The organism is Amycolatopsis sp. VC5-11 (genome assembly GCF_037034185.1).
Classification (GTDB): Bacteria; Actinomycetota; Actinomycetes; order Mycobacteriales; family Pseudonocardiaceae; genus Amycolatopsis; species Amycolatopsis nivea.
Genome location: NZ_JBAGKF010000001.1, coordinates 639,446 through 665,311 on the forward strand (window position 1 = coordinate 639,446; position 25,866 = coordinate 665,311).

Here is a 25,866-nt window from a genome sequence, read left to right on the forward strand (position 1 = left end):
AAGTACGCAATCGCTACTGCGGGTGCACTTGAGCAGCTCTACGCATCGACCGGAAGAGGCTGGGCCCCAGGTCGGAGGTCAGGGCGAGGATCACGGTCAGGACCCCGTAAGCGTTGCCCTACTGGTTGGTTACGACACCACCGCCCGACTTGACGGTGCTCGCGTTATCCAGCCTCGGACATCGCGTCTTCCTTCGGCTCCAACGGCGTTGCCCTGCGGTGGAACCAAAACAACCCGCACAGCACCGCCAGCCACACCACTCCTACCAGCAGCGCCAGTCGAGTGTCTTCGGCGAACGCCATCACCACGAAGATGAACACCATGAACACCATCGTCAAAACCTGGCCCACCGGCCAAAACGGCACCGGGAACTCCAGATCAGCGGCAGACGAGCGGCGTCGCGAGCGGTAATGCGTCAGCAGGATCATGAACCAAACCCACACCGTCGCAAAGGTGCCCACCGAAGCGATCAGCAGGAAAGCACTGTCCGGCAACAGATAGTTCAAGACAACAGCCAAACTCAGCGCAGCAGCAACGACCAGGACGGTCATCCACGGGATGCCATTACGCGTAACCCGGGCCATCACAGCGGGGGCTTGGCCGCGTCGAGCCAGGCCATAGATCATCCGGCCGGCACCGAAGATGTCGCTGTTGATCGCGGACAACGCCGCGGTCACCACGACGATGTTCAAAACCGTTGCGGCGGAGTGCAATCCCAGACCGGCGAAGATTTGGACGAAGGGGCTTCCCGAAGTGCTGATCGTGTTCCACGGGTTCAGCATCATGATGATCGCCAGGGTCGCCACGTAGAAAAGCAAAACCCGGACGGGGACCGTATTGACCGCTTTCGGCATGGCGGTGCGCGGGTCTTCGGATTCGGCGGCGGTGAGGCCCAAAATCTCCGTGCCGCCGAAGGCGAACATCACCAAGGCGAACGAAGCAATGAAACCGCTTACCCCATTGGGAAACCAGCCGCCGTGGGACCAGAGGTTGGTTACGCTGCCCGAACTGGAACCCAGGCCGAAGATCAGGATTGCCGCGCCGCCGAGGATCATCGCGACGATGGCGACTACCTTGACCAGCGTGAACCAAAACTCCAGTTCACCGTAAACCCGTACGCTCACCAGGTTCGCGGCGGCGATGACCAGGATCGTCAGCACCACCCAGATCCACCGTGGCACATCAGGGAACCAGAATCCCATGTACACAGCCAAAGCTGTGACATCGGCGACGCAGACGATCACCATCTCGAACGCGTACGTCCAGCCGGTCAGGAAACCAGCCAAGGGACCCAGATGCTTCCGTGCGTATTCGCCGAAAGAACCGGGCGCGGGATCGTTGACGGCCATTTCGCCCAAAGCGCGCAGCACGAAGAAAATCGCCGCGCCGCCAATGAGGTACGCGAGCAGCACCGACGGTCCGGCCTTGGCGATCGTGTCCGAGGAGCCGTAGAACAATCCGGTGCCGATCGCCGAACCTAGGGCGATGAACCGGATGTGCCTGCCGTTCAACCGGCGGCTCAACCCGTCCCCGGACTTCGTCGTCATCGACGGAACCTCCCGAAATCAGTGGCCCGCGTGCGAGCGGGTCGGCACAGTAGAACTGATCCGGCCCGGACCGCCCAACCAACGACTCCCGGAAAGCGTCTGCGATTTCAGACAGTCCACAAAGGACGTCAGCCTTCCACCAATTCCCACGGCGCGCCCGGCTCCGCGCGGTCGAACACCTGGCCCGGCGCGGCGAGCAAGGCCGGCACGACGTCCGGGTACAACTGCACGACGTGTTCCAGTTCCAGGCCCTCCACCTCGAAATCCTCCGCTTCGGGGACCTCGAAGCCGACGAACAGCCACGTGCCGTCCTGCTCGCGCACGACCTGGCGGACTGCCCGCGCCGGCGCGTCGGCGGTCGTGCCGATTTCGGTCAACCCGGTGCTCAGCTGGACTTCTTCCAGCGGCGAACCAGGGTGCGTCCAGGCGGCGATCCGGGCCTCCTGGTGCACGAGATCCTCGTCCACGTCGTCAGAGTCCGACACCGAGCTGAGCAGCCAGGTGCGGCGGTCCGGGTCCCAGTCCGCGGCCATCCCGGGCGGCACGTCGGCCAGCGCGACCAGGTGCGGCAACAAGGTCACCGCCGCGCGCAGGGCCGTCGCGCCGAACAGCTGGCGGTTGACCTCCATGTCCTCTTCGAACTCGGCGCCGTCGCTGATGAACCAGTCATCGTCATCGTCCAGGACGACAAAGGCCAGGTTCTCCGGGTGATCCACCAGGTCGTGCGCGATGATCACCGGGGATTCCGGGTCCTGTCGCAGCGGCCATTGCTCGGACATGCTCACTCCCCGTCGTCGATTACGTGCAGCCACTCGGCATCCGGAGCCTCGCGGAAGAACACCTCGCCCGGTTCCGCGTCCAGCAGTTCGACCACCTCCGGGTACAGCTGCGCCACGTGCCCGAGCTCCAGGGTGTCAACCTCGACCTCGGTCTGCTCGTCGGGATCCGGCACCTCGAAGCCGACGAACATCCACGTGCCGTCTTCTTCCCGGCTGACGTACCGCACGCCGCGCGCGGGTGCGTCCGGCGCGGTGCTGATCTCCATCAACCCCAGGCTGAGGTTCACCTCGTCCATCGGCGACCCGGCGTGCGGCCAAGCGGCGGCGCGCGCCTCCCGGTACGCGCGGGCCTCGTCGTCATCGCTCGGCACGAGCGGCGAAATCAGCACCCAGGACGCGTTGCCGGCGTCCCACTCCGCGCCCATCCCGGCGGGCAGCTTTCCCAGCGCCGACAGCTGCGGCAGCAGCTCCACGACGTCGTGCAGGCACATCGTGGCGAACTGTTCCTCGTCCAGCTCCGGATCCTCGCCGAACTCCGTGCCGTCGCTGACGAACCAGCCTTCCTCGTCGTCGAGCAGCACGTGATCGAGCTGCTCCGGATGCTCGATCAGCCCGCGCGCGACGAGCACCGCCGCGTGCGGTTCCTGCCCCATCGGCCAGTCCTCGGACATACCCGCTCCCCACCTCGTGTCCACGTGCGCGCCCATCCCACCAGACCCGCCCGCTCAGGTGCACAGCGCGTCTCCGGCAGGAAATTCCACGCACGTTGGATTAAGCTCAGCGGCATGGTGCTGCCCGAACGTCTCGCCCGGTTCAACCGCGTGGTCACCAACCGGGTCACGAAACCCTTCGCCGACAAACTGCCCGGATTCGGGGTGATCGTGCACCGCGGCCGCAAGTCCGGCCGCGAATTCCGCACCCCGCTCAACGTCTTCCGCACCGACGACGGATTCGTCGTCGCGCTCACCTACGGACCGGACGCGGACTGGGTCCGCAACGTCCGCGCCGCGGGCGAGGCGGAGCTGATCACGCGCGGCCGTAAATACCGCGTGCGCGATCCGGAACTCGTGCATGATGAATCGCGCCGGCCGATGCCGCCCGGGGTGCGGCAGTTCCTCGGACTGGTCGGCGTCACGGATTTCCTTGTGCTGAAACGAGAATGAGGGGGAGCGCGGATGCTCACGGGGAAGCTGGTCCGGCTGCGGGCGATCGAACCTTCGGACGCCGAATCGATCTACCGCTGGATCCACGACCCCGAGATCGGCCGGTACATGACCGCCGATTACCCGCGTTCCCTCGCGCAGTTGCGCAAACGGGGCGAGGACCGCCCGGTGAACACGTACGAGAACGTCGTGCTCGGCATCGAATCGATCGAGTCGGGCAAGCTGATCGGCGTCGTCGACCTGCGCGACGCCAGCCCAGAGGTCGGCCGCGCCGAGCTGGACATCTACATCGGCGAGACCGACCACTGGGACGGCGGGTACGGCACCGAGGCGTTGAAACTCATGTGCCGCTACGGGTTCAACGTGATGCGGCTGCACCTGATCGCGCTCTGGGTCGTCGCCGAGAACGAGCGCGCCCGGCACGTCTACCGCAAGGTCGGGTTCGTGGAGGACGGCAGGCACCGCGAATGCCATCGCGGGCCCGACGGCCAGTACCACGACATGTATCTGATGAGCCTGCTCGAGCCGGAGCTGAACGACTGAGCTAGCTCTTGACCTGCCGCTTGCCCCACAGGCTCGCGGCGAGCGTCACGCCGATCGCGGCGAGCACGACCTGGGTGATGATTTCCAGCCAGTCGATGCCCTTGGTGTCCGCGTAGCCGATGCCGCGCGCGATCGCGGTGCCGACGAACGCGGCCACGATGCCGACGATGATCGTCAGCCAGATCGGGATCGCTTGCTTTCCAGGTGCGACCAGCTTGCCGAGCAGGCCGAGGATCAGGCCGATCACGACCGCGCTGATGATGCCGGAAACCGCCATGCCGAACTCCTTTGCCGAGAGGACCGGGCCCGACCGGTTTAGCCCGGAACCCGTGGGTTCAAACCCGGCTTACCGCCCGCATGGGGCCACCGCCACCGGAAGCACGAAAAATGCCCCGGTCCGGGTGCGGAGCGGGGCATTTTTCCAGCCAGTGCGATCAGAACGCGGCTTCGTCGATCTCCATGAGCGCGTTGTCCGCGGCCTCCACGATGGCGCGGCGCGAGGTCAGCTCCGGCAGCACGCTCTTCGCGAAGAACGACGCCACCGCCAGCTTGCCCTCGTAGAACGGCTTGTCCTTGGCCGACGCGCCGTTGTCGAGCTTCGCCAGCGCGACCTCGGCACCCTGCAGCAGCTTCCAGCCGACCAGCAGGTCGCCGACCGACATCAGCAGCCGCACGGTGTGCTGGCCGACCTTGTTGATGTTCTGCGGGTCTTCCTGCGACGAGGTCAGGTAGCCGATCAGCGAGCCCAGCATGCCCTGGGTGTCCTCGAGCGCCTGCTTGAGCAGCGCGCGCTCGTTCTTGAGCCGGCCGTTGCCCGCCTCGGACTCAATGAACTTGGTGATCTCGCCCGCGACGAACGCGAGCGCCTGGCCCTTGTCGCGGACGATCTTGCGGAAGAAGAAGTCCAGCGACTGGATCGCCGTGGTGCCCTCGTACAGCGAGTCGATCTTCGCGTCGCGGATGTACTGCTCGATCGGGTAGTCCTGCAGGAAGCCGGAACCGCCAAGGGTCTGCAGCGACTGCACGAGCTGCTCGGTGGCGCGCTCGGAGCCGACGCCCTTGACGATCGGCAGCAGCAGGTCGTTGACGCCGTGCGCGAGCTTCAGCGCGGCCTCGTCACCCTCGCCGGTCCACAGCTGGTCCTGGAACGACGCGGTGTACAGGTAGATCGCGCGCAGGCCCTCGGCGTACGCCTTCTGCAGCATCAGCGAACGGCGCACGTCGGGGTGGTGCGTGATCGTGACCCGCGGCGCGGCCTTGTTCAGCATGTTCGGCAGGTCAGCGCCCTGCACGCGCTCCTTGGCGTACTCGAGCGCGTTCAGGTAACCGGTGGACAGCGTGGCGATCGCCTTGGTGCCGACCATCATCCGGGCGTACTCGATGACCTGGAACATCTGCGCGATGCCGTCGTGCACCTCACCGAGCAGCCAGCCCTTGGCCGGGGTGCCGTGCTGGCCGAAGGTCAGCTCGCACGTGGTGGACACCTTGATGCCCATCTTGTGCTCGATGTTGGTGACGAAGGCGCCATTACGGGCACCGAGCTCGCCGCTTTCTGTGTCGAAGTGGAACTTCGGGACCAGGAACAGCGACAGGCCCTTGGTGCCCGGCTTGGTCTCGATGCCGGGACCCTCGGGACGGGCCAGCACCAGGTGCATGATGTTCTCGACCATGTCGTTCTCGGCCGAGGTGATGAACCGCTTCACGCCGTCGATGTGCCAGGAGCCGTCCTCCTGCTTGACCGCCTTGGTGCGGCCGGCGCCGACGTCCGAACCGGCGTCCGGCTCGGTGAGCACCATGGTGGCTCCCCAGCCGCGGTCGATCATCAGCTGAGCCCAGTGCTTCTGCTCTTCGGTGCCGTTCTTGTCCACGATCATGGCGAAGTTCGGACCCGCCAGGTACATGAACAGCGGGGCGTTCGCGCCGAGGATCAGCTCGGCCGCGGCCCACTGCACCGTCGGGGGCAGGCCGAAGCCGCCCAGCTCGTTGGTGAGGCCGAGCCGCCACCATTCGCCGTCGACGAGCGCCTTGTAGCTCTTCTTGAACGAGTCGGGGATCGTCACGCTGAACGTCTTGGGGTCGTACACCGGCGGGTTGCGGTCCGCGTCGGCGTAGGACTCGGCGAGCGGGCCGGTGGCGAGGTTGTTCAGCTCCGACAGCACGCCGCGGGCGGTCTCCTCGTCCGATTCGGCGAGCACGCCCTTCCCGAGCCGTTCCTGCACGCCGAGTACCTCGAAGAGGTTGAACTCCAGGTCTCGGACGTTGCTCTTGTAGTGGCCCATGTCGTCACTCCGTGTCGTGTTCGGCTTTCCGGCCGGGCACTGGCTCCCTTACTCGCCGGTAACATCAGGATATTACCTACCAGTAACCAGAGCAAGCGAATCCGCCCTTCCAGGGGGTGGATATTCGCTCGGAATGACGGGTCGACCAGGGGGCCGGGCTCACCGCGTGCCGCGCGCCACGGCCTCCTGCACGGCCGGCGGCCCGGCGCTGTCGTCGAGCTGGGGGACCAGGATGCCGCTGCGGAACGCGATGGTCACCGCGTGTGTCCGGTCGCGGGCGGAGAGCTTGCGCAGAATGCTCTTCACGTGGGTCCGCACGGTTTCCACGGACAGGAAGAGCAGCTTCGCGATCCCCGAGTTCTCCAGCCCTTCGGCGACGAGCTGCAAAACCTGGTACTCGCGTCGGGACAGCGGCATGGCGCCCTTGGGCTGCACGAGGTGCCCGTCGACCGGAGCGGCTCTTGGCGACGGCTCGCGTTTGGGCCGCGCGGTGAGCGCGGACAGCGCCGGGTCGATGTAGCGCCGGTCGTGGTGCGCGCGCCGGACCGCCTCGGCGAGCCGCCGGGAATCGACCGCACGCGGAACGATGGCGTGCGCGCCCGCCCCGATGGCGGCGGCGAGGTACTGCTGGGTGCGGTTCGTGTCGCGCACGAGGGTGACCAGCACGAGTGCCGGGTCGCCCGCGTTGAGCAGCTTCGCGAGATGGCAGTTGGGGTCCAGCGCGGAGTCGAGGATCACGACGTCCGGGCGGACCTGCTCGCACAACTGCATCGCCGCGTGGTGGCTCGCCGCCTGGCCGGACCAGTGCAGGCCCAGCGTGCGGTGCACCATCGCCGCGATGCCCTCGCGGAAAATCGGGATCGGGTCGACGACCGCGACTCCCAGGCTTCGACCGCCGGCTGGCTGACCGGCCGACATGGGCGTTCGGTGGGGCTCGATGCCACGCATCTCGGGCCTCCGTCCATCTCGGTCGCTCCCGGTGACCGGCACGCCCCCTCGGCGTGCCCGCCGGTCCCCCCTGCCGGAACCGGCCGGGAACGACACCTTGTCCCTGGTTCGACTCCGCCGAGAGCAGCTTGTGACGCGGTTTCCCCCTCATGGCCGTAACGGCTGGTCGCGGCAAACTCTGAGTAGAAAATCGGCCGGGAAATGCGGGGGAACGGCGCAGCGCGGGTCCGCCCGACTGGGTTAGCTCTACTGAGGGTTTACCTGCTCGGGTGAATCTCCGATGACCGCCTGTGCGCGCAGCCGACCGAACTCCTCGGCGAGCGTTTTCGGGGTCCAATGGGCGTTCAGACCGCTCGGATTGGGCAGCAACCACACCCGAGTTGTCCCGATTGTCCGATCCTGCGGCCCGACCGCGGCCCGCCGATCGCCGAACGCGACGCGGTAGGCGGTGATTCCCACCACTGCCAGCCAGCGCGGACGGTACTTCTCGACCTTCTCGGTCAGGATCTGGCCGCCCTCGCGGAGTTCGTCGTCGGTCAGCTCGTCGGCGCGGGCGGTGGTGCGGGCCACGACGTTGGTGATGCCGAGGCCGAGGTCGAGAAGTTCGTCCTGCTCGCGCGGGTCCAGCAGGCGCGGGGTGAACCCGCTGGCGTGCAGCGCGGGCCAGAAGCGGTTGCCGGGACGGGCGAAGTGCAGGCCGAGCGCGCCGGAGTAGAGGCCGGGGTTGATGCCGCAGAACAGCACGTTCAGGTTCGGAGCCAGGACGTCCGGGATGGTGGCCCCTTGCGCGGCGGCTTGTTCGGCCTTGGTGGGTTTGGCGGGCATGGGTCCAGTTTCCCGGCAAGCTGGGCGGTATGAGCGTGACGCCTGACGGCTGCCCGGTCGACCTGTATCTGGAGCTGCCCGCCGCTGGCGAGCCCGAGGTGATTCACGGTGCGATCCCGGCGGGAGCCGCGGTGCTTGAACTCGGCTGCGGAACAGGCCGCGTGACGCATCCGCTGCTCGCGCTCGGACATCCGGTGGTCGCGGTCGACGAATCGGCGGAGATGCTCGCGCACGTCGCAGGTGCGGAGACCGTCCGCACCCGCATCGATGAGCTCCAGCTGGACCGCCGGTTCCCGGTCGTCGTGCTCAGCAGCCACCTGGTCAACGGGCCGGATCGACAGGCGCTGCTGGCGGCAGCACGGCGGCATCTGGCTCCGGACGGGCAGTTGCTGGTCGAATGGCATCCGCCCGCCTGGTTCGATCAGGTCGCCGACGGCTCGGGCGGGCAGCTGGGCGATGTCCGCATCGCCCTCGAAGACGTCCGCCGCGACGGCCACCGGCTCTCCGCCACCGTCGCGTACTCCCTCGGCGACCGAACCTGGAAACAGCCCTTCACCTGCGAAAACTTCCCTCTCGAACCAGCACTCGAACAAGCCAGGCTGAAGTTCGGGCGCTGGGTCACCGCTGAGCGGGATTGGTTCTCCGCACGACCTTCGAACGCGGGGTAGCCAACCCGGCGCCGGGCTCGGTAGCCTGTGTGATCTCTCGCACAACGGCGTCGATGAGGAGAGCACATGCAACTGTGGCTAGTGCTCGGCCTGGTAGCACTGATCATCGCCATCGCCTCGTTGATCGTGATCCTGGAAGACCGCCGCGCCGCGCGCCAAGCCGCGATCGCGAGACGAGCCCGGTTAGCGCGTCTCGGCGAGGTCGATCCGCTCGCTCCGGGCAGGCTCCACGCGGAGGGTTGAAGAGATCGGCCGGAGCGCGAGCAGCAGCGCGCCGGCCAGCCAGCCGAGACCGGAGCCGAAGGTGTTGGTCATGAGGTCGTCGACGTCGAAAATCCGGTAGACGAACGGCGCGGTCCCGAAGTTCGCGGTGAGCTGGGTGATCTCGACGGCCAGTGAGGCCGCGAAACCGATCGCCAGCGCGCCGACCAGGCCGCGGCGCCACAGCACCCGGGCGAAGAAACCGAGCGGGACGAACAACAGCACGTTCATCGCGGCCTGCTGGAATGTCTGCGTGGTGAACCAGTCCGCCGCCGACAGACCGTGTTTCACCAGCTCGGTGTGGATGTCCGCGATCCACTGGAACGGCTCCAGCTGCACCGTCTGCTCCAGCCGCCTGCCGTGCGGGCCGGGCAGCGGCAGGAAGACGACCGCCAGCGCCATGCACGCGTAGAACACGACCGCCGCCGTGGTCGCCAAGCCGCGCAGCCGCGGGCGGCCGTGGCGCGCGAACTGGAGCACGAGCTGCGGGACCAGGATCGTCGCCCATACCGCGAGGAACCCGATGAACCCGTACTGCAGGGCGGTGACCTGTGCGTTCGTCATACCGAGAACGCTATTGATCTTGCCGCCGCGGCACTTCGGTCGAAGAGCCGGAGGGTCTGGACCACGGATCGGCCAGATGGCCGAGTGCGCGCCGACCGATCGGTCAGCGCTCGCCCGAAGGCGGCTCGTCGTCCTGGTCCACGCGCTCCGAGCGCCAGGCCGCGAAGACGGTGCCGGCGATCAGCAAGAGCACGACGGCGAGCGTCAGCACGACGAGCTGCAGTTCCATTTTGTCCCCCTCGGCACCCAACGCACTGATCGGCGCGGCGCGGGCGAACGTTACCGAAACTTTCACCCGGTACCGGCCGTTCCGCCCTGGTCAGGACCGTCCGATTTGGGCAGACTGCTTCGCCGGGCGTCCGCATCAGGGGTCAGGCGGGCGCGAACACCGGAGGAAACATGAAGCTCTTCACCCGGCTCGCGGCCACCGCCGCGGCCGCACTGGCCACCGTGGTCGTCACGAGCGCGCCCGCCGAGGCCGCGCAGACCGCCGACGTCCGGATCATCGCGTTCAACGACCTGCACGGGAACCTCGAACCGCCGTCCGGGTCGAGCGGGAAGATCACGCTCCCGGACGGGAGCAAGGTGGACGCGGGCGGCGCGGCCTACCTCTCGACGCACGTCAAGCAGCTCGAGGCGCAGGTGCGCAATTCGATGGTGCTGTCCTCGGGCGACAACATCGGCGCGTCGCCGGTGATCTCGGCGCTGTTCCACGACGAACCGACCATGGACTTCCTCAACGAACTCGGCGTGAAGGCGTCCGTGGTGGGCAACCACGAGTTCGACGAGGGCTACCAGGAACTGCTGCGCATGCAGTTCGGCGGCTGTAACAAGACCGACGGCTGCCAGTTCCGCAAGACCTACGACGGCGCGCGCTTCCCGCTGCTCGGGTCCAATGTGTACTTCGACAACGGGCTGCCCGCGCTGCTGCCGTTCAGCATCCAGTACTCCGGCGGCGTCCCGGTCGGCGTCATCGGCGCGACGCTCAAGGACCTGCCGTCGGTCGTGACGCCGGAAGCCATCAAGGGCCTCAAGTTCGGCGACGAGGTCGAGGCGATCAACCGCACCGCGAACATCCTCGACCGGCTCGGCGTGAAAGCCCAGGTCGTGCTGCTGCACCAGGGTGACGAGGCGCTGCCGGGCGCGGGCCCGAACGACTGCAAGGTGCAGCCGGACGGCGACGCCTCGGCCATCGCGAAGAACGTGACGCCGAAGGTCGACGCGATCTTCACCGCGCACAGCCACCAGCAGTACAACTGCGTCATCAACGACCCGGCGGGCCAGCCGCGTCCGGTGATCCAGGGCGCGTCGTTCGGTCGGCTGCTGTCGGTCGTCGACCTGAAGATCGACCGCCGCACGCGCGACGTGGTCCGGTCGCAGACCAAGGCGCACAACGAGATCGTCACCCGCGACGTCACGCCGGACCCGGCCGTGACGAAGCTCGTCGACGAGGCCAAGACGAAGGCCGCGCCGATCGCGAACAAGCAGGTCGGCACCATCACCGCGGACCTGCCCGCGGCGGGCGGGCCGTCCGGCGAATCGCCGCTCGGCGACGTGATCGCCGACGCCCAGCTCGAAGGCACCAAGTCCAACAACGCCGTGATCGCGATGACGAACCCGGGCGGCATCCGCGCCGACCTGACGTACAAGTCGTCGTCGGCAGGCGAAGGCGACGGCGTCGTCACCTACGGCGAGGCGTTCACCGTGCAGCCGTTCTCGAACATCATGCAGACGATCACGCTCACCGGCGCGAACCTGAAGAACGTGCTGGAACAGCAGTGGGGCCAGTCCGGCGGCACCAAGATCCTGCAGATCTCGAAGTCGCTGCACTACACGTATTCGGCGGCCGCTCCGGTCGGCTCGCGGGTCTCGAACATCACGGTCAACGGCACGCCGGTCGACCCGGCGGCCAAGTACCGGGTGTCGGTGAACAACTTCCTCGCCGCGGGCGGGGACGGGTTCACCGAGTTCACCAAGGGCACCGACCTCGCGGGCGGGCCGGTGGACCTGGACGCGTTCATCGCCTACCTCGGCGCGCACCCGGGCATCGCTCCGCCGCCCGCGGACCGGATCACCGCGACTCCGTAACCCGCGGCACTCCAGGAGCCCTCGCCCACCCGGGCGGGGGCTCCTCTCGTTTCTCCAAGACAACTCGCCGCTGCCGGGCCACGATGGTGGGCATGACGATGACCTGGGACGACGTGACCGCGTGGGCGCAGGAAGAGCTGCCGGAAACCGAGGTGGCGACCTGGTACCGCACGCCCGCGCTCAAGGTGGCGGGCAAGGGTTACGCACGGCTGCGCACCGAGGCCGAAGGCGGGCTGGTGCTGTTCGTCGGGCTCGACGAGAAGGCCGCGCTGCTCGCGTCCGGCGATCCGGCCTTCTTCACCACGCCGCACTACGACGGGCACGGCTCGATCCTCGTGCACCTCGACCGCGTCGACCCACAGCAGCTGCGCGAGCTGCTCACCGAGTCCTGGCGGTCGAAAGCCCCGGCGCGGCTCAGCAAATGACGATCGGCTGCGGCGAGTACGTCGTGCTGCGGCTTTCCTCGCGGACCTCGCCGCCGCTGGCCAGGTCGTAGAACACCCGGGTGTCGCTGACGGTGAACCCGGACGCGCCCGGCGACGCGTGGCACTGACCGTCCGGACCAGGTCCCAGCTGCACCGGCGGCGGCACCTGGTTCGACGGCGCGCCGCTGCGGCCTTCGACGCGGAAGTGCTTGGTGCCCCAGATCTTCACCGTCACCGAACCGCCGCTGGCGCTGGCCTGGATCACGAAACCGGTCGGATCGTTGTTGGCCAGCTTGAGGTCCACGGCATTGCCGGAACTGTCCACAGCCGCCGCGTCGCGACCCGCTGGGTAGCGGTCGATGAAGTGGTCGTGCGCCGCGTGGCCGCCGTCGCCGAGTCCGGCTAGATAAGCCGCGTTGTACAAAGTGGACGAAAGCTGCGACAGCCCGCCGCCGGTCACCGCCGGTCCGGTGCCGTCCTCGTCGACCGGCGCGGAGGCGTACCCGCCGCCGCGATAGTCGTTGAGGCTGAACGACTCTCCCGGCTTCACGAGGACGCCGTTGATGCGTCCGGCGAGCGTAGCGACGTTGTCCGCCGCCGGACCGCTGAGCCCGCTGGTCGTGTACTCGCCGATGACCTCCTTGACGCCAAGCGCGTTCGCGCCGTCGGTGGTCAGCGTCGGGTGTTTCTGGTCGTAGGCGACCGGCAGATCGCGGCCGGCCGGCTTGGCGAGCACCGCGGTGAGGGTCTTGAAAGTGTTGTCCCAGTTGATCTTTCGGCCGTCCTCGGACGGGGTGACGGCCGGGACGCCGGAGTCGAGGGTGATCTGCGCGTCCTTGCTCTTCGCCTCGGTGGACGCCAGGTCCGGCTGGACGGCCGCGCGCAGCTTCTCCTGGTCGATCCGCAGTTCGAGACCGCCGCCCCCGTTGGGCTGGAACTGGAACGACGACGCGATCGCGGACGGCTCCAGCGTGCTGTCCTTGCCCTCGCCGTGCAGCACCACCGGCGCGGCGACCGCGGGCGCGACCACGGTGTCCAGCAACCGGTGCACGTCAGCGGAGGTGGTTTGGGGCGGGGTCACCGCCATCTTCACCGTGACCCCGCGCGGCGAAAGCCAGTCCGCGACCACGGCTTGCACCGCGGCCGGGACGTCGGACAGCTCCTGGCCCTGGCGCGGCTCGACCGCATACGCGGTGACCCCGTTGTTTTCCTTCGGCGTGAACCCGATGCTGCCCTCGACCAGCGGATGGTTGAGCTGCTTGCCGGCGAGCTGCTGGACCGCGTCGGTCACCTCGAGCTGGTCGCTGCGCGTCACGACGCCCACCTCGCGGGTGGTGAAGAACGACAGCAGCCGGGTGAGCGGGCTCCACGGCTGGTGCCCAGCCTGGGCGAGCGTGCCTGGCCAGTCGAGGCCGAGCCCGGAATCCGCGGGGACGAGCGTCCCGGTGACGTCCCCGGCGTGCACCGCCACCGGACGGGTCAGCCGGGGCTGGAGTTCGGTGTGCAGCTTGGCTTCCGCCTCGGCATAGGACAGGCCGCCGACGTCGATCCCGGCCACCTGCACGCCGCGCGGCACGTCGCCGGCGCTGGTCATCAGGTCGACGGTGTAGAGCAGCACGAACAATCCGAGCAGACAGCCGACGATCATGAACGTGCGGCCGACGCGTTTGCGGAACCGGCGGAACGGCGTGTCCGGCGGCGGGGGCGCGTCGGCGACCGCGAAGATCTCCGTGGCCAGATCGGCTTCGCTGACCAGGGCGGGGTCGTTCAGCAGTTCGTCGCTCAGCAGGTCGTCGGCGAAAGCCGACGAACGGTCTTCTTCACGCAACGCCTGCCTCCCCTGGTACGGGAGCTACAGGTAAAGCCCCGTGCCGTGTTCGGTCCGCTCCGTGGCCACCGCGTGGATGTCGCGTTCGCGCATCACCAGATGGCCTTCGCCCTGGATCTCGACCTCGAGCTGGTCCTCCGGGTTGAACAGAACCCGGTCTCCCTGCTTGACGTTCCGCACGCTGTTGCCGACACCCAGTACATCACCCCACACCAGCCTGCGCGCGACTTGCGCGGTGGCGGGAATCACGATGCCGCCGCTGCTGCGGCGCTCGCCTTCCTCCTGCGACAACCGCACGAGGACGCGGTCGTGCAGCATCTGGATCTCGAGCTTGGGCGTGTCCGGCACGCCAGCCATGCTACTGACCGGTTGCCGGAGCCTTGGGCTCGCCCGCCATCATCAGGCTCAGCGACTTCCCCCCTCCGTTCTCGAACCGCACCGGAACGCCCCAGTCCTGCCGGGTGATCCGGCACGCCGGGTGCTCGCCGCCGTCGTCGCAGCTCGCGGCCTGCGCCACTACCTGCAAGACACCTTCGGTCGCGCCTTCGGCGAACTTGATCCGCCGAACGAGATCAGTTCCGACCCCGGCCCCGTCGGCGAGCAGTTCCGGCGGCGACGCGGTGATCTCCAGCCGCGTCGAAGGCCCGTAGCGCTCGTCCAGCTTCTCGCCCGGCGGCGGGGCGAAGACGACGGAAAACTCGATCTCGCCGGGCGCGAGCACGGTCGGCGGCCGCCGCACGGCTTGCCGCGTGCCGGCGACGGCGGTCGCCTGGCCATTGCCCCCGAGCGGGGTAACCCGGTTGCCCGCCGACTCCACGACGTACAGCTCGCCGTCGTGGCGCACCAGGCCTTGCGGTTCGGCGAACCCGGTCGCGAGCGTCGTGACGTCGCGGGTGAACGGGTCGTAGCGGCGGATCGCGCCGTTGTAGGTGTCGGCGATCGCGACCCGGCCGTCGGGCAGCACGGCGAGGCCGAGCGGATGCTGCAGCAGCGCCTGGTCGGACGGGCCGTCGGCGTGGCCGAAGGTGAACAGGTCCGTGCCGACCGCGGTGTGCACGGCGAACGACTCGCCCGCCGGTTCGATCCAGCGCAGGGCCGAGGTTTCCGCGTCGACGAGCCACAGTTTCTGGCCGTCCACGGCGAATCCGGACGTCTGCGCGAAGAACGCCTCGTGCACGTCGCCGTCGCGCAGGCCCTCGACGGTGGTGCCGGCGAACCGGCGGATGGCGCCGGAGACCGGGTCGAAGACGCTCAGCGTGTGGTTGCCGGCCATCGCGACGACCACGCCGCCCGCCGGGGCCCACCACGTGACGTCCCACGGGCTGGTGAGGTCGATATCCAGCGCTTTGCCGGTGTCGGTGCCGTCGCGCCACTGTTTCCCGGTTCCGGCAACGGTTTTCACCTCGCCGGTGTTGAGGTCGAGGCCGCGCAGACGGTGTCCGGCGGTGTCGGCGACGATCGCGTGGTACCCGGCGCGCTCGGCGACTTCGTTGGGCAGCAAGGCGATTCCGGACGGTTCGGCGAACTGGGCCAGGTCGAACGGCCCGTCCTGCGTCCCGCGCACGCCGCTGCCGAAGCGGCGGATGACGGTCTCGCCGTCCGAAGCGAACTCGACGATGGAGTGATGTCCGGTGTCCGCGACCAGGATCCGCCCGCCCGCGGTGACCACGGCCTTGCTGGGGAAACGCAGTTCCGTGCGCTGCTCCTCGACCGGCACGTACGGGCTGCCGCCGCGCCGGAGCGTGCCCTTCGCCTCGTGCTTGGCGACGAGGTCGGCGATCACGCGGCGTAGCGCCTCGCCGTGGCCTTCGCCCGCCGCGACGTGCACGACGTAGCCCTCGGGGTCGACGACGACCAGCGTCGGCCAGGCCCGTACGGCGTACTGCGACCACAGCTCCATCTTCGGGTCGTTGACCACCGGATGGTGCACCTCGTACCGGCGCACCGCGGCCTCGATCGACGTGCGCTCGCCCTCGCGGCTGAACTTCGGCGAGTGCACCCCGACGGTGACCAGGACGTCGGCGAATTCCTGTTCCAGCGGACGGAGTTCGTCCAGCACGTGCAGGCAGTTGATGCAGCCGCTGGTCCAGAAGTCCAGCAGCACCACGCGTCCGCGCAGTTGCGCCAGAGTCAGCCGGTGGCCGCCGGTGTTGAGCCAGACGTCGCCGGTCAGCTCGGGCGCGCGCACGCGGGCTTGCCGGGCTTGCGGTGAGGAAGTCACGGGAGGAGTGAACTACATTCGGTCACGCAGTGTTCCGTCAACCACGGCTGGAGAGAAGAACCTCACCCCGGCGAGGGAGTTCATTCCGGCGAAAAAGGGCGCGCGGACGCGGGCCGGCGCTACGTACGCTTCGGGCATGACACACGTTCAGCCGGCCGAAGCCTTCACCGTGGAGGAGGCCCGCATCCTGCAGCAGAATCTCGGCGAGCCCTTGCGGCCTGGCCTCACGCCCGCCGAACTGAGCGACGTCGAGGACCAGTTCGGGTTCACCTTTTCCGACGACCACCGGATTTTCCTCACCGCCGGGGTGCCAGTGGGCGACCGCTGGCCCGATTGGCGCCACGGCGACCCCGACCAGCTGCGCAAACGCCTGGACTGGCCGGTCGACGGCGTCCTGTACGACGTGGAGAACAACGACCTGTGGCTGCCCGAATGGGGCGCCCGGCCGCGGTCGATGTGCAACGCGCTGGCGGTCGCGCGACGGCAGCTGGCGACGGTGCCGCAGCTCGTGCCGGTGTGCGGGCATCGGTATCTGCCCGCGACGGCCGGGGAATCCGGGTATCCGGTGCTCTCGGTGTACCAGACCGACGTGGTCTATTACGGCTGGGACCTGCGCAGTTACCTGCGGCACGAGTTCGGCGGGGAGCCGCTGGGGGAGGAACCCGCGAACGTCAAGGTCGTGGAGTTCTGGTCCCGGTTCGTGGAGTGAGCGCTACTCGACCGCGCTCTTGAGCCGCGCGAGCGTCTCCTCGATGTTGACGCGGTTGGTCACCGAACGGTCCTTGACCCCGGTGGCCACCACAGTCAGCGGCGTGAACCAGCCGGGCCGCTGGTCCCACATGCTCTCGGTGACGACGCAGCCGTCGCCGGCGGGTTCGATCACGTACTCCCAGCGGGAGACCGGGATCGGCCCGAGCTTGACGTCGAAGGCGAACCGGCGTCCCGCGTCCGCGGCCGTGATGACGACCGTCGTGGACCACCGGCGCACCCCGCGGCGGTTGCTGCCGCGGAATTTCGCGCCGACGGCCGGGCCGGTCGCGCCGCCGAGCCAGCGGTGCCCGCAGTACTCGGTGGCCGCCCCCGCGAGCGCGCCCGGGTCGCTGACCAGCGCGTACACCTTCGCCGGAGCGGCGCTGACCTCGATCTGACCGGTCGCATCAGGACTCACATACCCAGAGTATGCGATCAGGACTCTCTCCGCAGCATCCGGCTGACACCCGCCGCGACCGTCGTCGCGAGGATCCAGCCGGACGCGGTGAACCCGGCCGCCACCCAGTTGTCCGCGCCGTGCATGTACCAGCGCGACTTGTTGCCGAAGTCGACGATCGGCACCAGCAGGTCGGCGGTGTAGATGACCGGGTTCCATTGCAGGCCGGAGTCCTGCTGGTTGACCAGGCAGCGCGGGCCGCTGGTCATGTAGCGGCCGGTGTGGTCGTTGACGCAGTCGTCCTTGCCGAGGCCGAACCAGAGGCTGCCGAGCACCAGCAGCGTGAACAGCCAGCCGAGCGCGCGCACCGGACGGAAACCGTAGCCGACCATCGACCGTTGCAGCCAGCTCCACGCGCGGACGCCGGGTCCGAAGAACTTGAAGCCCTTGGCGAGCGCTTCGTACCGGAACTGCTGCTTTCGCAGGGCGACCGTCGAGGCGTGCTCTTCGTTTCCGGCCGCGCGCAGGGTCGCGGCGAGCTGGTCGTAGGGGCCGGGTCGGTAACCGCGCATCGCCTTGCGCAGCAACTCGATCCGGTGGTCCAGCGCTTTGTCGTCATCGAGGGCGATGCCGTGCTTCAAGGCGTCGTAACGGAAATCATCGAGTTCGAGACCGTCGGTGGCGTTCCAGATCTCCTCGTTGTCGGCGAGCGCACCGCAATGCGCCCTGCGCAACCGCACCGAACCGGTCGGCGGCTCGGCGGGAGACAGGATGAACTCGTCGGCGGTGACGTCGCTGGCGTCGAGCGCGATGTCGTGCGGGGCAAGTGATCCGAGCTTCGCGCCGTTCATGTCGAGCCTTCGCGCGATCTGCGCGCCGTCGAGGTTCACGCCGCCCTCAGCGAGGAACGGACGGTCTTTGTCCTCGGTGAGCACCAGGTCGCGCCCGATCCGCGCGGTACGGATGTCGAGGGAGAAACTGCTCGATTTCCGTTGCCCTGGCTCGGTGAGCAACGTGCCGAACATGTTCACGCTGCCGCCGACTTCCGCGCCCTGAAGCCGCAGCGTGCCCTTCACGGTGGCGTCCGTCAGCTGGAAGTTCCCGGAGATTTTGGCCCTGCGCGCGGAAAACGCGTCCCGCCCCGGGTGCAGGAACATCGAATTCCAGGCGAGGAAGTTGCCGCCGACCGTGATGTCCGCGAGCCGCAACTGCCCGATCGGCACGCGGAGATTGGTCGCCTCGATGTCGCCGCCGATGGTGGACCCGTCGAGGTGGAGCGCCCGGTCGTAGTACGGCGTCGCACGGCCGCGCACCATGGTGATCTCCGCGCCGGCGAGCCTGAGCGATCCGCCGATGCGCGCGTTGACCATCCGCAGGGTGCCGAATGCCCGGAGCCCGTCGGACAACTCGAGATTGCCGTCGACCTTCAGCCGATCCGCGACCAACGCTGGCCGCGGATCGAGGTACGGATCCCCGGACTTCCACGCGTCCATCACGATCGGACCGCGTTGGTCGACCTCCAGCCGCGCCTCGCGCAGGACGATGTCACTGTCCACAGTGGCGCTCGGCAAATAGAGAACGCCCTTGGCGGAGAACCTTTTCCGCTCACTCGCCGGCCCGTAGTTGTCGACCTCGCACAGCAGACTGCCGCCAATGTGCAGCCCGTTCCCGTTGAACGCGAAGCCGTCCGGATTGTCGAACGTCGCCCCGGAAAAGTTCACGTTACCGCCAGTCCGCATGCCCGGCAGTCGCACCTCGCCCTTAGCGACCATGCGATAAGCCAGCAGGGCCCCGGTAATCACCAGACGATCGCCCTGGATCGCCTTGCCGTGCGGATGACTGATCGTGGTCCGGGTGAGCACGACCGACCCGTCGATCACCGCGTCGGTGAGATTGACCGCGGCATTGGGCATCCCGCGCTCGCGATCGTCCCCGCGCTGAACGGTGGTCGTCTCCACCTCGAATTCGTCCGCCGCGATTTCCACGGTGCTGCGAATCAGCCGCACGTCATTCCGGCTGCGCAAATTGCGCGCGCGTAGCCCGGGAAGCCAGCATTTCCGGAAAACGAGCCCGAGAAGCGTCGCCTCCCGCACGTCCGGCGGATGCTCGAACCGGCAGCGTTCGAATTGGAAGAGAAAATTGAGATCGGCGGCGCGAAGATCGAGTGTGCCGGTGATGTAAGCGTCCTCGACCAGCACGATCGGCGCGTTGGTGGCCTGCCGTCTCCAGCGAAGGATGCCGCTGCTGCCAGGTTTCAGCAGGTCCGCGGCCTTCACCTCGTACCGCTTGTCGGGAACCTCGGCAAACGGATCAAGCGGCGGCAAGGTCGTATCGGTCGGCACGAGCCCCTTCTCCCCACGATCGTCGGCCCTCAGGGAATCGGATCAACGGCGGATGGGCAAGGGGCCGGGCGGAGTAGTGCCCGGTCGTCCTTCTTGGCGGTCACTGACTGCTTGCGGATGACTACCGAATTGATCCACTGTCCGAGCGATCTTGCCCGAACCGCCTTCCGGGCCTGGGTACGGCTGCTATGGTCACTTGCCGAAGCTGATCAAGAACAGAGGGTAGGCCGCCCCCACGAAGCCGCGGCCCGTGCGGGGAGGCACGACAATGCCAGACGGAACGAACAGCGGGCTGCAGGGCGTCCAGAATCAGCTCATCTCGACGACCCCGACCGCTCCTCCGCCCGGATCCGGGCTCATCGCGGGAGCCAACGCGGCCACGCCCCCACCGCCACCGCCGCCGAATTTCGCCGCCCTCGGGTCAGGCCAGGCCAAAGCGGACTTCGCGGCCGCCTCGTCCAACGGCGGCTGGGAATTCAACCCCGAGGCGATGGACAAGGTGATCCAGCAGCTCGAGGACAGCCTCGACAACGAGTACTCGAGGGCCCGGACCATCGCGATCCAGTTCGCACAGCTCGGCCAGCCGGGTTCGGACACCGTCACGACGGAATACTCGAAGGCCGCGGACCGCGCCACCACCGCGTACAACGAATTTCTCCGCGGAACGGTCGATTACCTGGATTCCTACGTCCAAACCCTCAAAGACATCCGAACCGCTTACGTGAAGCAGGATCACGCCGCGATCGACGCGCTGCGCGGAACCCGAAAGGTCGACTGAATGCGAATTCGTAGCGTCTGCCAACTCGTACTCGCCGGTGGGGGTGCGCTGCTGCTGACGGCGTGCGGAGGCGGCTCGACCGGAGGGCAACCGACCCCCGCGCCAGCCAGTTCTCAACCGGCGGAAGGCATGCTCGCCCCGAAGGTCGCGGTGCCGTTGACCAACACCGCCCAGTACGAGGCCGACCCCTGCTCCGCCCTCCCGACGTCCGAGGTGGAGAAGGCGGGCGGCAAGGTCAAAGGCACCTCTGTCGCTCAGTCGATCGTGGGCAAGTCCTGTCAATGGACATTCGACGGAGGCGGCGGCAACGTCAGCGCCGGCTTCTTCTCTGGGAACAAGCGCGGTCTCAACAGCCTCTACCTGGAGAACCAGGCAGGGAGGCTGACCACGTTCAAGCCGCACGCGCCGATCCTCGGGTACCCGTCGGTCGTTTACAGCAAGGGCGACGAAGGGGCCGGCTCGTGCGCGTTGGCGGTGGGGGTGCGCGACGACCTCACCTATACCGTCAACACTCAGCTGCGGTCGGGAAGCCCCGCGGTAGCCGACCCGTGCGGGATGGCGGAGAAGCTGGCTGCCGCCGAGATCACCCGGCTGAAGGCAGGTTGAGGTGGCGGTCACCGGTCATGACATCTACAACCAGTTGCACAACCCCGGCGACACGACCGGACTGGACGCGATGGGCGGCGGGTGCGGCGACCTCAAATCCATCCATAACGCGGTAGCCGCCAAGCTCACCGAAAGCCAAGCAGCGCTCAATTCCTTCTGGAAAGGGCAAGCCGCCGAGAGCGGCAAGGCCGGGCTGGCCCCGTTGATCGCCACGTCGCACATCGCGGCGGAAAAGATGGACTCGATGCAGAAGTCCATCGCGGAGCAGTCGGCGGCGTTCAATTACGTGAAGAACGCTGTGGTGCCGGTCGCGGAGAGCAGGCCGGATGACCAGAAGCTCTCGGACTACGTCTCGATCGGAGCGAGCGACGACGAGATCGCCGCCGCGGAGTTCGACGACAAGACCAAGAAGAACGTCGAGGCGTACGGCCAGTACCAACAGAGCACCGATCCCCGAACCCAGACCATGCCGATGGACTATCCGGCCGCGCACGATCCGGATGTGACCTCGACGGGCATCACCCCGGATCAGCCGACGCCTGGCACCGCGACCGGGCGGGTCGGCTCCGGGATCGGTCATCATTCGTCCGGTGGCGGTTCGTCGCACAACTACGGCGGCGGCTACAGCAGCGGGCCCAGCACCTACTCCGCTCCTCCCGGCGCGGCTGGCATGCAGGCGCCTCCGCCGCCCGGGCACGGCGGGGTCGTGACTCCGCCCGTTACGCCGCCGCCGAATGACAGCACCAGGGCGGCTTGGGCGGATCCCACGCCGCCTCCGTCGACGCCTCCCACTTGGCAGCCGCCGTCCTCGGTGCCGGGCGGTGGGAATCCTGGGACTGGCGGGTTGAACGGCGGTTTCGGTCCGGTCAGCGGGTTCGGTGGCGGCTTCGGGCCGAACGCTGGCGGGAGTGGCAGTGGTGGCTTCGGGCCCGGTGGGTCCGGTTCCGGTGGCGCGGGTAGCAGCGCCGGGCCGCGCGGTGTAGGAGGCGGTACCGGTGCGGGGGCGCTTGGCGAGGGGGCGGGTGCAGCCCGGCCGGGTGCGGGCGGTGCTGGCGCGGCCGGAGCGAAAGGGCAGCCCGGGATGGGCGGCATGGGTGGCGGCGGCAAGGGCGGCAAAGGCCCCGAGGACGAGGAACACCAGCGCAAGATCCTGCTGGCCGAAGAAGACCCGGATTCGATTTTCGGGGGTTACGACGGCAATCGGCCTACGCCGCCGGTGATCGGGGCTTAGCGGAATGGCAAGGGGGAGGGAAAGTCGGTGCTGCGCAAGCCCGTTGAGCTGAGCCTGCAAACCTTCGAAGTGCTGCTGGAACGCCTGAACCTCGGCGACATCCACCCGACGCTGGTCCGCGGCGCTCTGTGGTACTCGCCGGAGGAAAGGCGGCAACTGGCTGCTGACACTGACCGCGAGCTGCACAATGTCGGTCTGATGCAGCGTGGACGGCTCAGCGACGAGTTCGTCGAGACGATGCATCTGCTGCAGCGGCCGGGTGTCGAGTACTACTCGTGGGTGAAATCGGAGCGTGGCGAGCGGACGGTGCGCGCCGCCGCGAGCGGTCGGGACGCGGCGACTGTTGTTGCGGTGAACCAGAAGTTGTATATCGCGCCGTGTTCGGCGGATACGTTGGTTCGGGAGTTCATCGCGCTGCTGCCGGAGGCTCCGGCTGCGCGGGTTCTCTCGCTTAACTGTTCCGACGAGGACCTCAACCTGGTCAAGAGCGGCAGCCAGCCGTCTGGGCGGACGAGTCCGAGTGTTCGGGACGCCAAGCAGGTATTGCAGTGGCTTGATAAGCCGCACACGTACTTCGGGCGGCTGTACGTCGCGGTCCGGGACAGTCGCGGGAAGCGGCGGCGCAACGAGAATCCGCCGGGGTGGGCGGATATGGAGGAGGGGCGGATCCTGTTCGGGGTGGACAAGTCCGGATGGATCAGCTTGGCCGGGGCTGGGCCGCAGGAGATGGCTAAGAAGGTGCAGCAGTTGGAGAATGAGTTGCGCTCTGGACGGTGAGCTGCCCGTCACCGCTGACAGGTTCTCTACGTTGCCCGGCTGAACACCGGAAATCCGCCACCCGAAGTCCGCACACCGCTCATAAAAAAGGCCGCCCGGAGAATCTCCGGGCGGCCCCACAAACTCAAGCGTTCGGATTCAACACCCGAGCCAAGAACGACTTCGTCCGTTCATGCTTCGGATCCCCGATCACCTCATCCGGAGAACCGGACTCCACGACAACTCCGCCGTCCATGAAGAAGACCTTGTCGGCTACCTCGCGGGCGAACTGCATTTCGTGGGTTACCACGACCATCGTCATGCCGTCCTTCGCCAGTTGGCGCATGACGCCTAGGACGTCGCCCACCAGTTCTGGGTCCAAAGCGGACGTTGGCTCGTCGAAGAGCATCAGCTTCGGTTGCATCGCCAGCGCGCGTGCGATGGCGACCCGTTGCTGCTGGCCGCCCGAAAGCTGGCCGGGGTAGGAACGGGCCTTGTCTGCCAGGCCGACTCGGTCCAGCAGTTCCAAGGCCCGCTCCCGGACCTGTGCCTTCGGTTCCCGGCGGACCTGGACTGGGGCCTCCATGACGTTTTCCAGCGCTGTCATGTGCGGGAACAGATTAAACCGCTGGAAAACCATACCGATGTTCTTGCGCTGCGCCGCGATTTCCTTGTCTCGCAGCTCGTGCAACCGGCCGCCGCGTTCGCGGTAGCCGACTAGCACTCCGTCGACATACAGTCTGCCCGCGTCGATTTTCTCCAGGTGATTGATACAGCGCAGCAGGGTGGACTTGCCGGAACCGGACGGGCCGATCAGGCAGAGCACCTCTCGGTCGTGCACTTCCAGGTCGATGCCCTTGAGCACGTCCAGGGAGCCGAAGCTCTTGCACACCTTTTGCGCGGAAACGACGGGAGTCACTGGACGCTACCTCCGCTTCCGCTGCCGCCGCTGCCGAAGCGGAAGCCCAGCATTCGCGACCCCCACTTGTTCCGCTGTGCGGTCGCCCGTGAAGTGCCGCGGGCGAAATACCGCTCGATGTAAAGCTGCACGATCGTCAGCACCGACGTCATGAACAAATACCACGTCGCCGCGACGATCAGCAGCGGAACCGTCTTGTAGTTCTGCGAATAAATCGTCTGCGCCGACACGAACAGCTCGAAGTATCCGATGACGACGACCAGCGACGTGGTCTTCAACATCGAGATGGTCTCGTTGCCGGTGGGCGGGATGATCACCCGCATCGCCTGCGGCAGGATGATCCGGCGCAAGGTCTTGCCCCGGCTCATGCCCAGTGCGGACGACGCTTCCAGCTGACCGCTGTCGACCGACTGGAGACCGCCGCGGACGATTTCCGCCATGTACGCCGCCTCGTTGAGGCCGAGGCCCAGCAACGAGGCGACGAACTGGTTGATCAGCGTGTTCGTGTCCCAGCTGATGAAGGTCGGCCCGAACGGAATGCCGAGTCCGATCTTCGGGTACGCCAGCGCCAGGAAGTTCCAGATCACCAGCTGAGCGATCAACGGCGTGCCGCGGAACAACCAGATGTAAATCGACGCCGCGCCCGACATCAGCAGGTTCGGCGACAGTCGCATCACCGCGAGCAGTACGCCGCCGACAATGCCGATGAGCATCGAGAGCACCGTGAGCAGCAACGTGTTCCGCAGGCCGTTGATGATCCGGCCGTCGAAGAGGTACTCGCCGACGACCGGCCACTGCAACGCGGAATTCGTGACGACGCTGCGGATCACGATGAACGCGACGAACACGATGATCACGCCGGCGATCCAGCGTCCGTAATGCCGGACCGGGACCGCCTTGATCGGGGTGGTGTCGACCTCCTGCCAGGAATCGGCGGGGCCGGGGGGAGTGGACACGAGTAACTAAGTCCTCAGTTTCGTCAGGAAGCGGACGGGTTGATCTCCGACTTGGTGATGGCACCGGAACCCGACAAGCCCCACTTGTCGAGGATCTTCTTGTAGATTCCGCTGTCGATCAGCTTCTGCACGGCGCCCTGGATCGCCTTGCCGAACTCGCCGCTGCCCTTCGGCAGCACGATCCCGTACGGCGCGGTGTCGTACGGCGCGCCCGCGGACTCGAGCTGGCCGCCGGTCTGCTTCACCGCGTAGTCGATCACCGGCGAGTCGGCGAGCTCGGCCTGCACGCGCTTCGCGGTCAGCGCCAGGTTCACGTCGGTCTGCGCCTGGAACTGGGTGATGTTGATCGGCTGCTTGCCCGCCTTGGTGCACGCGGTGTTGCGCTTGCCGAGATCGTCGACCTGCGTGGTGCCCTTCTGCACGGCCACATTCTTACCGCACAGGTCGTCCACCGACAGTTTGTCCGGATTGCCCTTGAGCACCGCGAGCGAGGTGCCGGCGCTGTAGTACGAGATCATGTCGACGGTCTGCATCCGCTCGGCGTTGATCGTGAACGACGAGATGCCCATTTCGTACTTCTTCGCCGAAATACCGGGAATGATGCCGTCGAACGCCGAGTTCTGGAACTCCGTCTGCACGCCGAGCACCTGGCCGACCGCGGTGGCGAGGTCGACGTCGAAGCCGGTCGCCTTGCCGTTCTCGACGAATTCGTTCGGCGGGTAGGTCTGGTCCTGCCCGATCACGATCTTGCCGTCGGCCTTGATGTCGGCGGGCACCATCCCGGCCAGCGCCGCGTCCTTCTGCGCGGTCGGCGCCGCTTCGCCGCCGGGAGCCTGGCTGGCGCCGGCGTCGGTGCCGCCGGCTCCGTTGCCGCCCGCGCCGCACGCCATCGTCATGCCGACCAGCGCGAAAGCGGGGAGAAGGGCGAGCGCCTTCATTTGCTGTCCTCGGGCCACTTCGTCACTCCTCGTAGTTCTCAAGGGCTGAGAGCT

General features: G+C 67.5%; 27 protein-coding genes. 10 read left to right on the forward strand and 17 right to left on the reverse strand.

The annotated features are described in order from the left end of the window. Positions 1-164: 164 nt before the first annotated feature. From WA670_RS03225 to WA670_RS03235, 3 genes are all read right to left on the reverse strand, one after another. The gene (locus tag WA670_RS03225; protein ID WP_336156884.1) at positions 165-1,547 is read right to left on the reverse strand and encodes an amino acid permease; all 1,383 of its coding nucleotides are present in this window, start codon (positions 1,545-1,547) and stop codon (positions 165-167) included. A 128-nt stretch (positions 1,548-1,675) separates the two neighbouring features. Then, the gene (locus WA670_RS03230) at positions 1,676-2,326 is read right to left on the reverse strand and encodes a hypothetical protein (RefSeq protein ID WP_037808938.1); all 651 of its coding nucleotides are present in this window, start codon (positions 2,324-2,326) and stop codon (positions 1,676-1,678) included. A 2-nt stretch (positions 2,327-2,328) separates the two neighbouring features. Next, positions 2,329-2,997, reverse strand: a complete 669-nt coding sequence (locus WA670_RS03235) for a hypothetical protein (RefSeq protein ID WP_199817328.1) — start codon at positions 2,995-2,997, stop codon at positions 2,329-2,331. A gap of 114 nt (positions 2,998-3,111) precedes the next feature. Between WA670_RS03235 and WA670_RS03240 the strand changes: the two genes are divergently transcribed. Together WA670_RS03240 and WA670_RS03245 are read left to right on the forward strand one after the other, a co-directional pair. Further along, on the forward strand, positions 3,112-3,489 hold the full coding sequence (locus tag WA670_RS03240; RefSeq protein WP_037808940.1) for a nitroreductase family deazaflavin-dependent oxidoreductase: 378 nt from the start codon (positions 3,112-3,114) through the stop codon (positions 3,487-3,489). Between the two features lie 12 nt (positions 3,490-3,501). Further along, a complete protein-coding gene (locus WA670_RS03245) occupies positions 3,502-4,032 on the forward strand; it encodes a GNAT family N-acetyltransferase (RefSeq protein WP_336156885.1) in 531 nt (176 codons plus the stop codon). Position 4,033: 1 nt separating this feature from the next. Here WA670_RS03245 and WA670_RS03250 read toward each other — a convergent pair whose 3' ends face one another. The 4 genes from WA670_RS03250 to mug all read right to left on the reverse strand — a co-directional run bounded on the left by WA670_RS03250 (position 4,034) and on the right by mug (position 8,084). Next, on the reverse strand, positions 4,034-4,309 hold the full coding sequence (locus WA670_RS03250) for a GlsB/YeaQ/YmgE family stress response membrane protein (protein ID WP_043831620.1): 276 nt from the start codon (positions 4,307-4,309) through the stop codon (positions 4,034-4,036). Between the two features lie 157 nt (positions 4,310-4,466). Next, positions 4,467-6,311 carry an acyl-CoA dehydrogenase gene (locus tag WA670_RS03255; protein ID WP_037808947.1) on the reverse strand — a complete coding sequence of 615 codons (1,845 nt, stop codon included), beginning with the start codon at positions 6,309-6,311 and terminating at the stop codon, positions 4,467-4,469. 159 nt (positions 6,312-6,470) lie between these two features. Next, positions 6,471-7,259: a response regulator transcription factor gene (locus tag WA670_RS03260; RefSeq protein WP_051728643.1), complete on the reverse strand. Its 789-nt coding sequence runs from the start codon at positions 7,257-7,259 to the stop codon at positions 6,471-6,473. Between the two features lie 246 nt (positions 7,260-7,505). After that, the gene (gene mug / locus WA670_RS03265) at positions 7,506-8,084 is read right to left on the reverse strand and encodes a G/U mismatch-specific DNA glycosylase (protein WP_336156886.1); all 579 of its coding nucleotides are present in this window, start codon (positions 8,082-8,084) and stop codon (positions 7,506-7,508) included. A 29-nt stretch (positions 8,085-8,113) separates the two neighbouring features. On the opposite strand from mug, the gene WA670_RS03270 reads away from it, so the two are divergent. Continuing rightward, the gene (locus tag WA670_RS03270) at positions 8,114-8,752 is read left to right on the forward strand and encodes a class I SAM-dependent methyltransferase (protein WP_336156887.1); all 639 of its coding nucleotides are present in this window, start codon (positions 8,114-8,116) and stop codon (positions 8,750-8,752) included. A 183-nt stretch (positions 8,753-8,935) separates the two neighbouring features. On the opposite strand, the gene WA670_RS03275 is transcribed toward WA670_RS03270, so the two are convergent. Together WA670_RS03275 and WA670_RS03280 are read right to left on the reverse strand one after the other, a co-directional pair. Then, the gene (locus WA670_RS03275) at positions 8,936-9,577 is read right to left on the reverse strand and encodes a VanZ family protein (RefSeq protein WP_037808951.1); all 642 of its coding nucleotides are present in this window, start codon (positions 9,575-9,577) and stop codon (positions 8,936-8,938) included. A 103-nt stretch (positions 9,578-9,680) separates the two neighbouring features. Further along, positions 9,681-9,872 carry a hypothetical protein gene (locus tag WA670_RS03280; RefSeq protein ID WP_037808952.1) on the reverse strand — a complete coding sequence of 64 codons (192 nt, stop codon included), beginning with the start codon at positions 9,870-9,872 and terminating at the stop codon, positions 9,681-9,683. Between the two features lie 104 nt (positions 9,873-9,976). Between WA670_RS03280 and WA670_RS03285 the strand changes: the two genes are divergently transcribed. Next, positions 9,977-11,665, forward strand: a complete 1,689-nt coding sequence (locus tag WA670_RS03285) for a bifunctional metallophosphatase/5'-nucleotidase (RefSeq protein WP_336156888.1) — start codon at positions 9,977-9,979, stop codon at positions 11,663-11,665. 83 nt (positions 11,666-11,748) lie between these two features. Beyond that, positions 11,749-12,090: an MmcQ/YjbR family DNA-binding protein gene (locus WA670_RS03290; RefSeq protein ID WP_374204189.1), complete on the forward strand. Its 342-nt coding sequence runs from the start codon at positions 11,749-11,751 to the stop codon at positions 12,088-12,090. Here WA670_RS03290 and WA670_RS03295 read toward each other — a convergent pair. From WA670_RS03295 to WA670_RS03305, 3 genes are read right to left on the reverse strand one after another with little or no spacing between them, the layout of a single operon-like run. Further along, the gene (locus tag WA670_RS03295) at positions 12,080-13,918 is read right to left on the reverse strand and encodes a VanW family protein (RefSeq protein ID WP_336156889.1); all 1,839 of its coding nucleotides are present in this window, start codon (positions 13,916-13,918) and stop codon (positions 12,080-12,082) included. The genes WA670_RS03290 and WA670_RS03295 overlap by 11 nt on opposite strands. A gap of 24 nt (positions 13,919-13,942) precedes the next feature. Next, on the reverse strand, positions 13,943-14,275 hold the full coding sequence (locus tag WA670_RS03300) for a GroES family chaperonin (protein ID WP_037808959.1): 333 nt from the start codon (positions 14,273-14,275) through the stop codon (positions 13,943-13,945). Between the two features lies 1 nt (position 14,276). Then, complete coding sequence (locus WA670_RS03305) at positions 14,277-16,106, reverse strand: thioredoxin-like domain-containing protein (protein WP_134727766.1); 1,830 nt, start codon at positions 16,104-16,106, stop codon at positions 14,277-14,279. A gap of 169 nt (positions 16,107-16,275) precedes the next feature. On the opposite strand from WA670_RS03305, the gene WA670_RS03310 reads away from it, so the two are divergent. Then, entirely contained in the window at positions 16,276-16,848 is a 573-nt protein-coding gene (locus WA670_RS03310) for a hypothetical protein (RefSeq protein WP_037809419.1), read from the forward strand. 3 nt (positions 16,849-16,851) lie between these two features. Here WA670_RS03310 and WA670_RS03315 read toward each other — a convergent pair whose 3' ends face one another. Further along, positions 16,852-17,307 (reverse strand): SRPBCC family protein, encoded by a 456-nt coding sequence (locus WA670_RS03315; RefSeq protein WP_336156890.1) that lies wholly within the window; start codon positions 17,305-17,307, stop codon positions 16,852-16,854. Between the two features lie 17 nt (positions 17,308-17,324). Then, positions 17,325-19,628, reverse strand: a complete 2,304-nt coding sequence (locus WA670_RS03320; protein ID WP_336156891.1) for an oxidoreductase — start codon at positions 19,626-19,628, stop codon at positions 17,325-17,327. A 268-nt stretch (positions 19,629-19,896) separates the two neighbouring features. Here WA670_RS03320 and WA670_RS03325 point away from each other — a divergent pair, with 268 nt between their 5' ends. The 4 genes from WA670_RS03325 to WA670_RS03340 are packed head-to-tail and all read left to right on the forward strand — an operon-like array spanning position 19,897 to position 23,020. Further along, positions 19,897-20,406, forward strand: coding sequence for a hypothetical protein (locus WA670_RS03325; protein WP_336156892.1), 510 nt, complete (start codon positions 19,897-19,899; stop codon positions 20,404-20,406). Further along, positions 20,407-21,012, forward strand: a complete 606-nt coding sequence (locus WA670_RS03330; RefSeq protein WP_336156893.1) for a DUF3558 domain-containing protein — start codon at positions 20,407-20,409, stop codon at positions 21,010-21,012. A 1-nt stretch (position 21,013) separates the two neighbouring features. Next, on the forward strand, positions 21,014-22,243 hold the full coding sequence (locus tag WA670_RS03335) for a hypothetical protein (protein WP_336156894.1): 1,230 nt from the start codon (positions 21,014-21,016) through the stop codon (positions 22,241-22,243). Positions 22,244-22,270: 27 nt separating this feature from the next. Further along, positions 22,271-23,020 (forward strand): ESX secretion-associated protein EspG, encoded by a 750-nt coding sequence (locus WA670_RS03340; RefSeq protein ID WP_037808967.1) that lies wholly within the window; start codon positions 22,271-22,273, stop codon positions 23,018-23,020. 124 nt (positions 23,021-23,144) lie between these two features. On the opposite strand, the gene WA670_RS03345 is transcribed toward WA670_RS03340, so the two are convergent. The 3 genes from WA670_RS03345 to WA670_RS03355 are packed head-to-tail and all read right to left on the reverse strand — an operon-like array spanning position 23,145 to position 25,812. Then, positions 23,145-23,918, reverse strand: coding sequence for an amino acid ABC transporter ATP-binding protein (locus WA670_RS03345; protein WP_037808968.1), 774 nt, complete (start codon positions 23,916-23,918; stop codon positions 23,145-23,147). Then, positions 23,915-24,874, reverse strand: coding sequence for an amino acid ABC transporter permease (locus tag WA670_RS03350; protein WP_037808969.1), 960 nt, complete (start codon positions 24,872-24,874; stop codon positions 23,915-23,917). The genes WA670_RS03345 and WA670_RS03350 overlap by 4 nt, the downstream gene beginning before the upstream one ends. A gap of 23 nt (positions 24,875-24,897) precedes the next feature. Next, positions 24,898-25,812, reverse strand: coding sequence for an ABC transporter substrate-binding protein (locus tag WA670_RS03355; RefSeq protein ID WP_037808971.1), 915 nt, complete (start codon positions 25,810-25,812; stop codon positions 24,898-24,900). Positions 25,813-25,866: the final 54 nt, after the last annotated feature.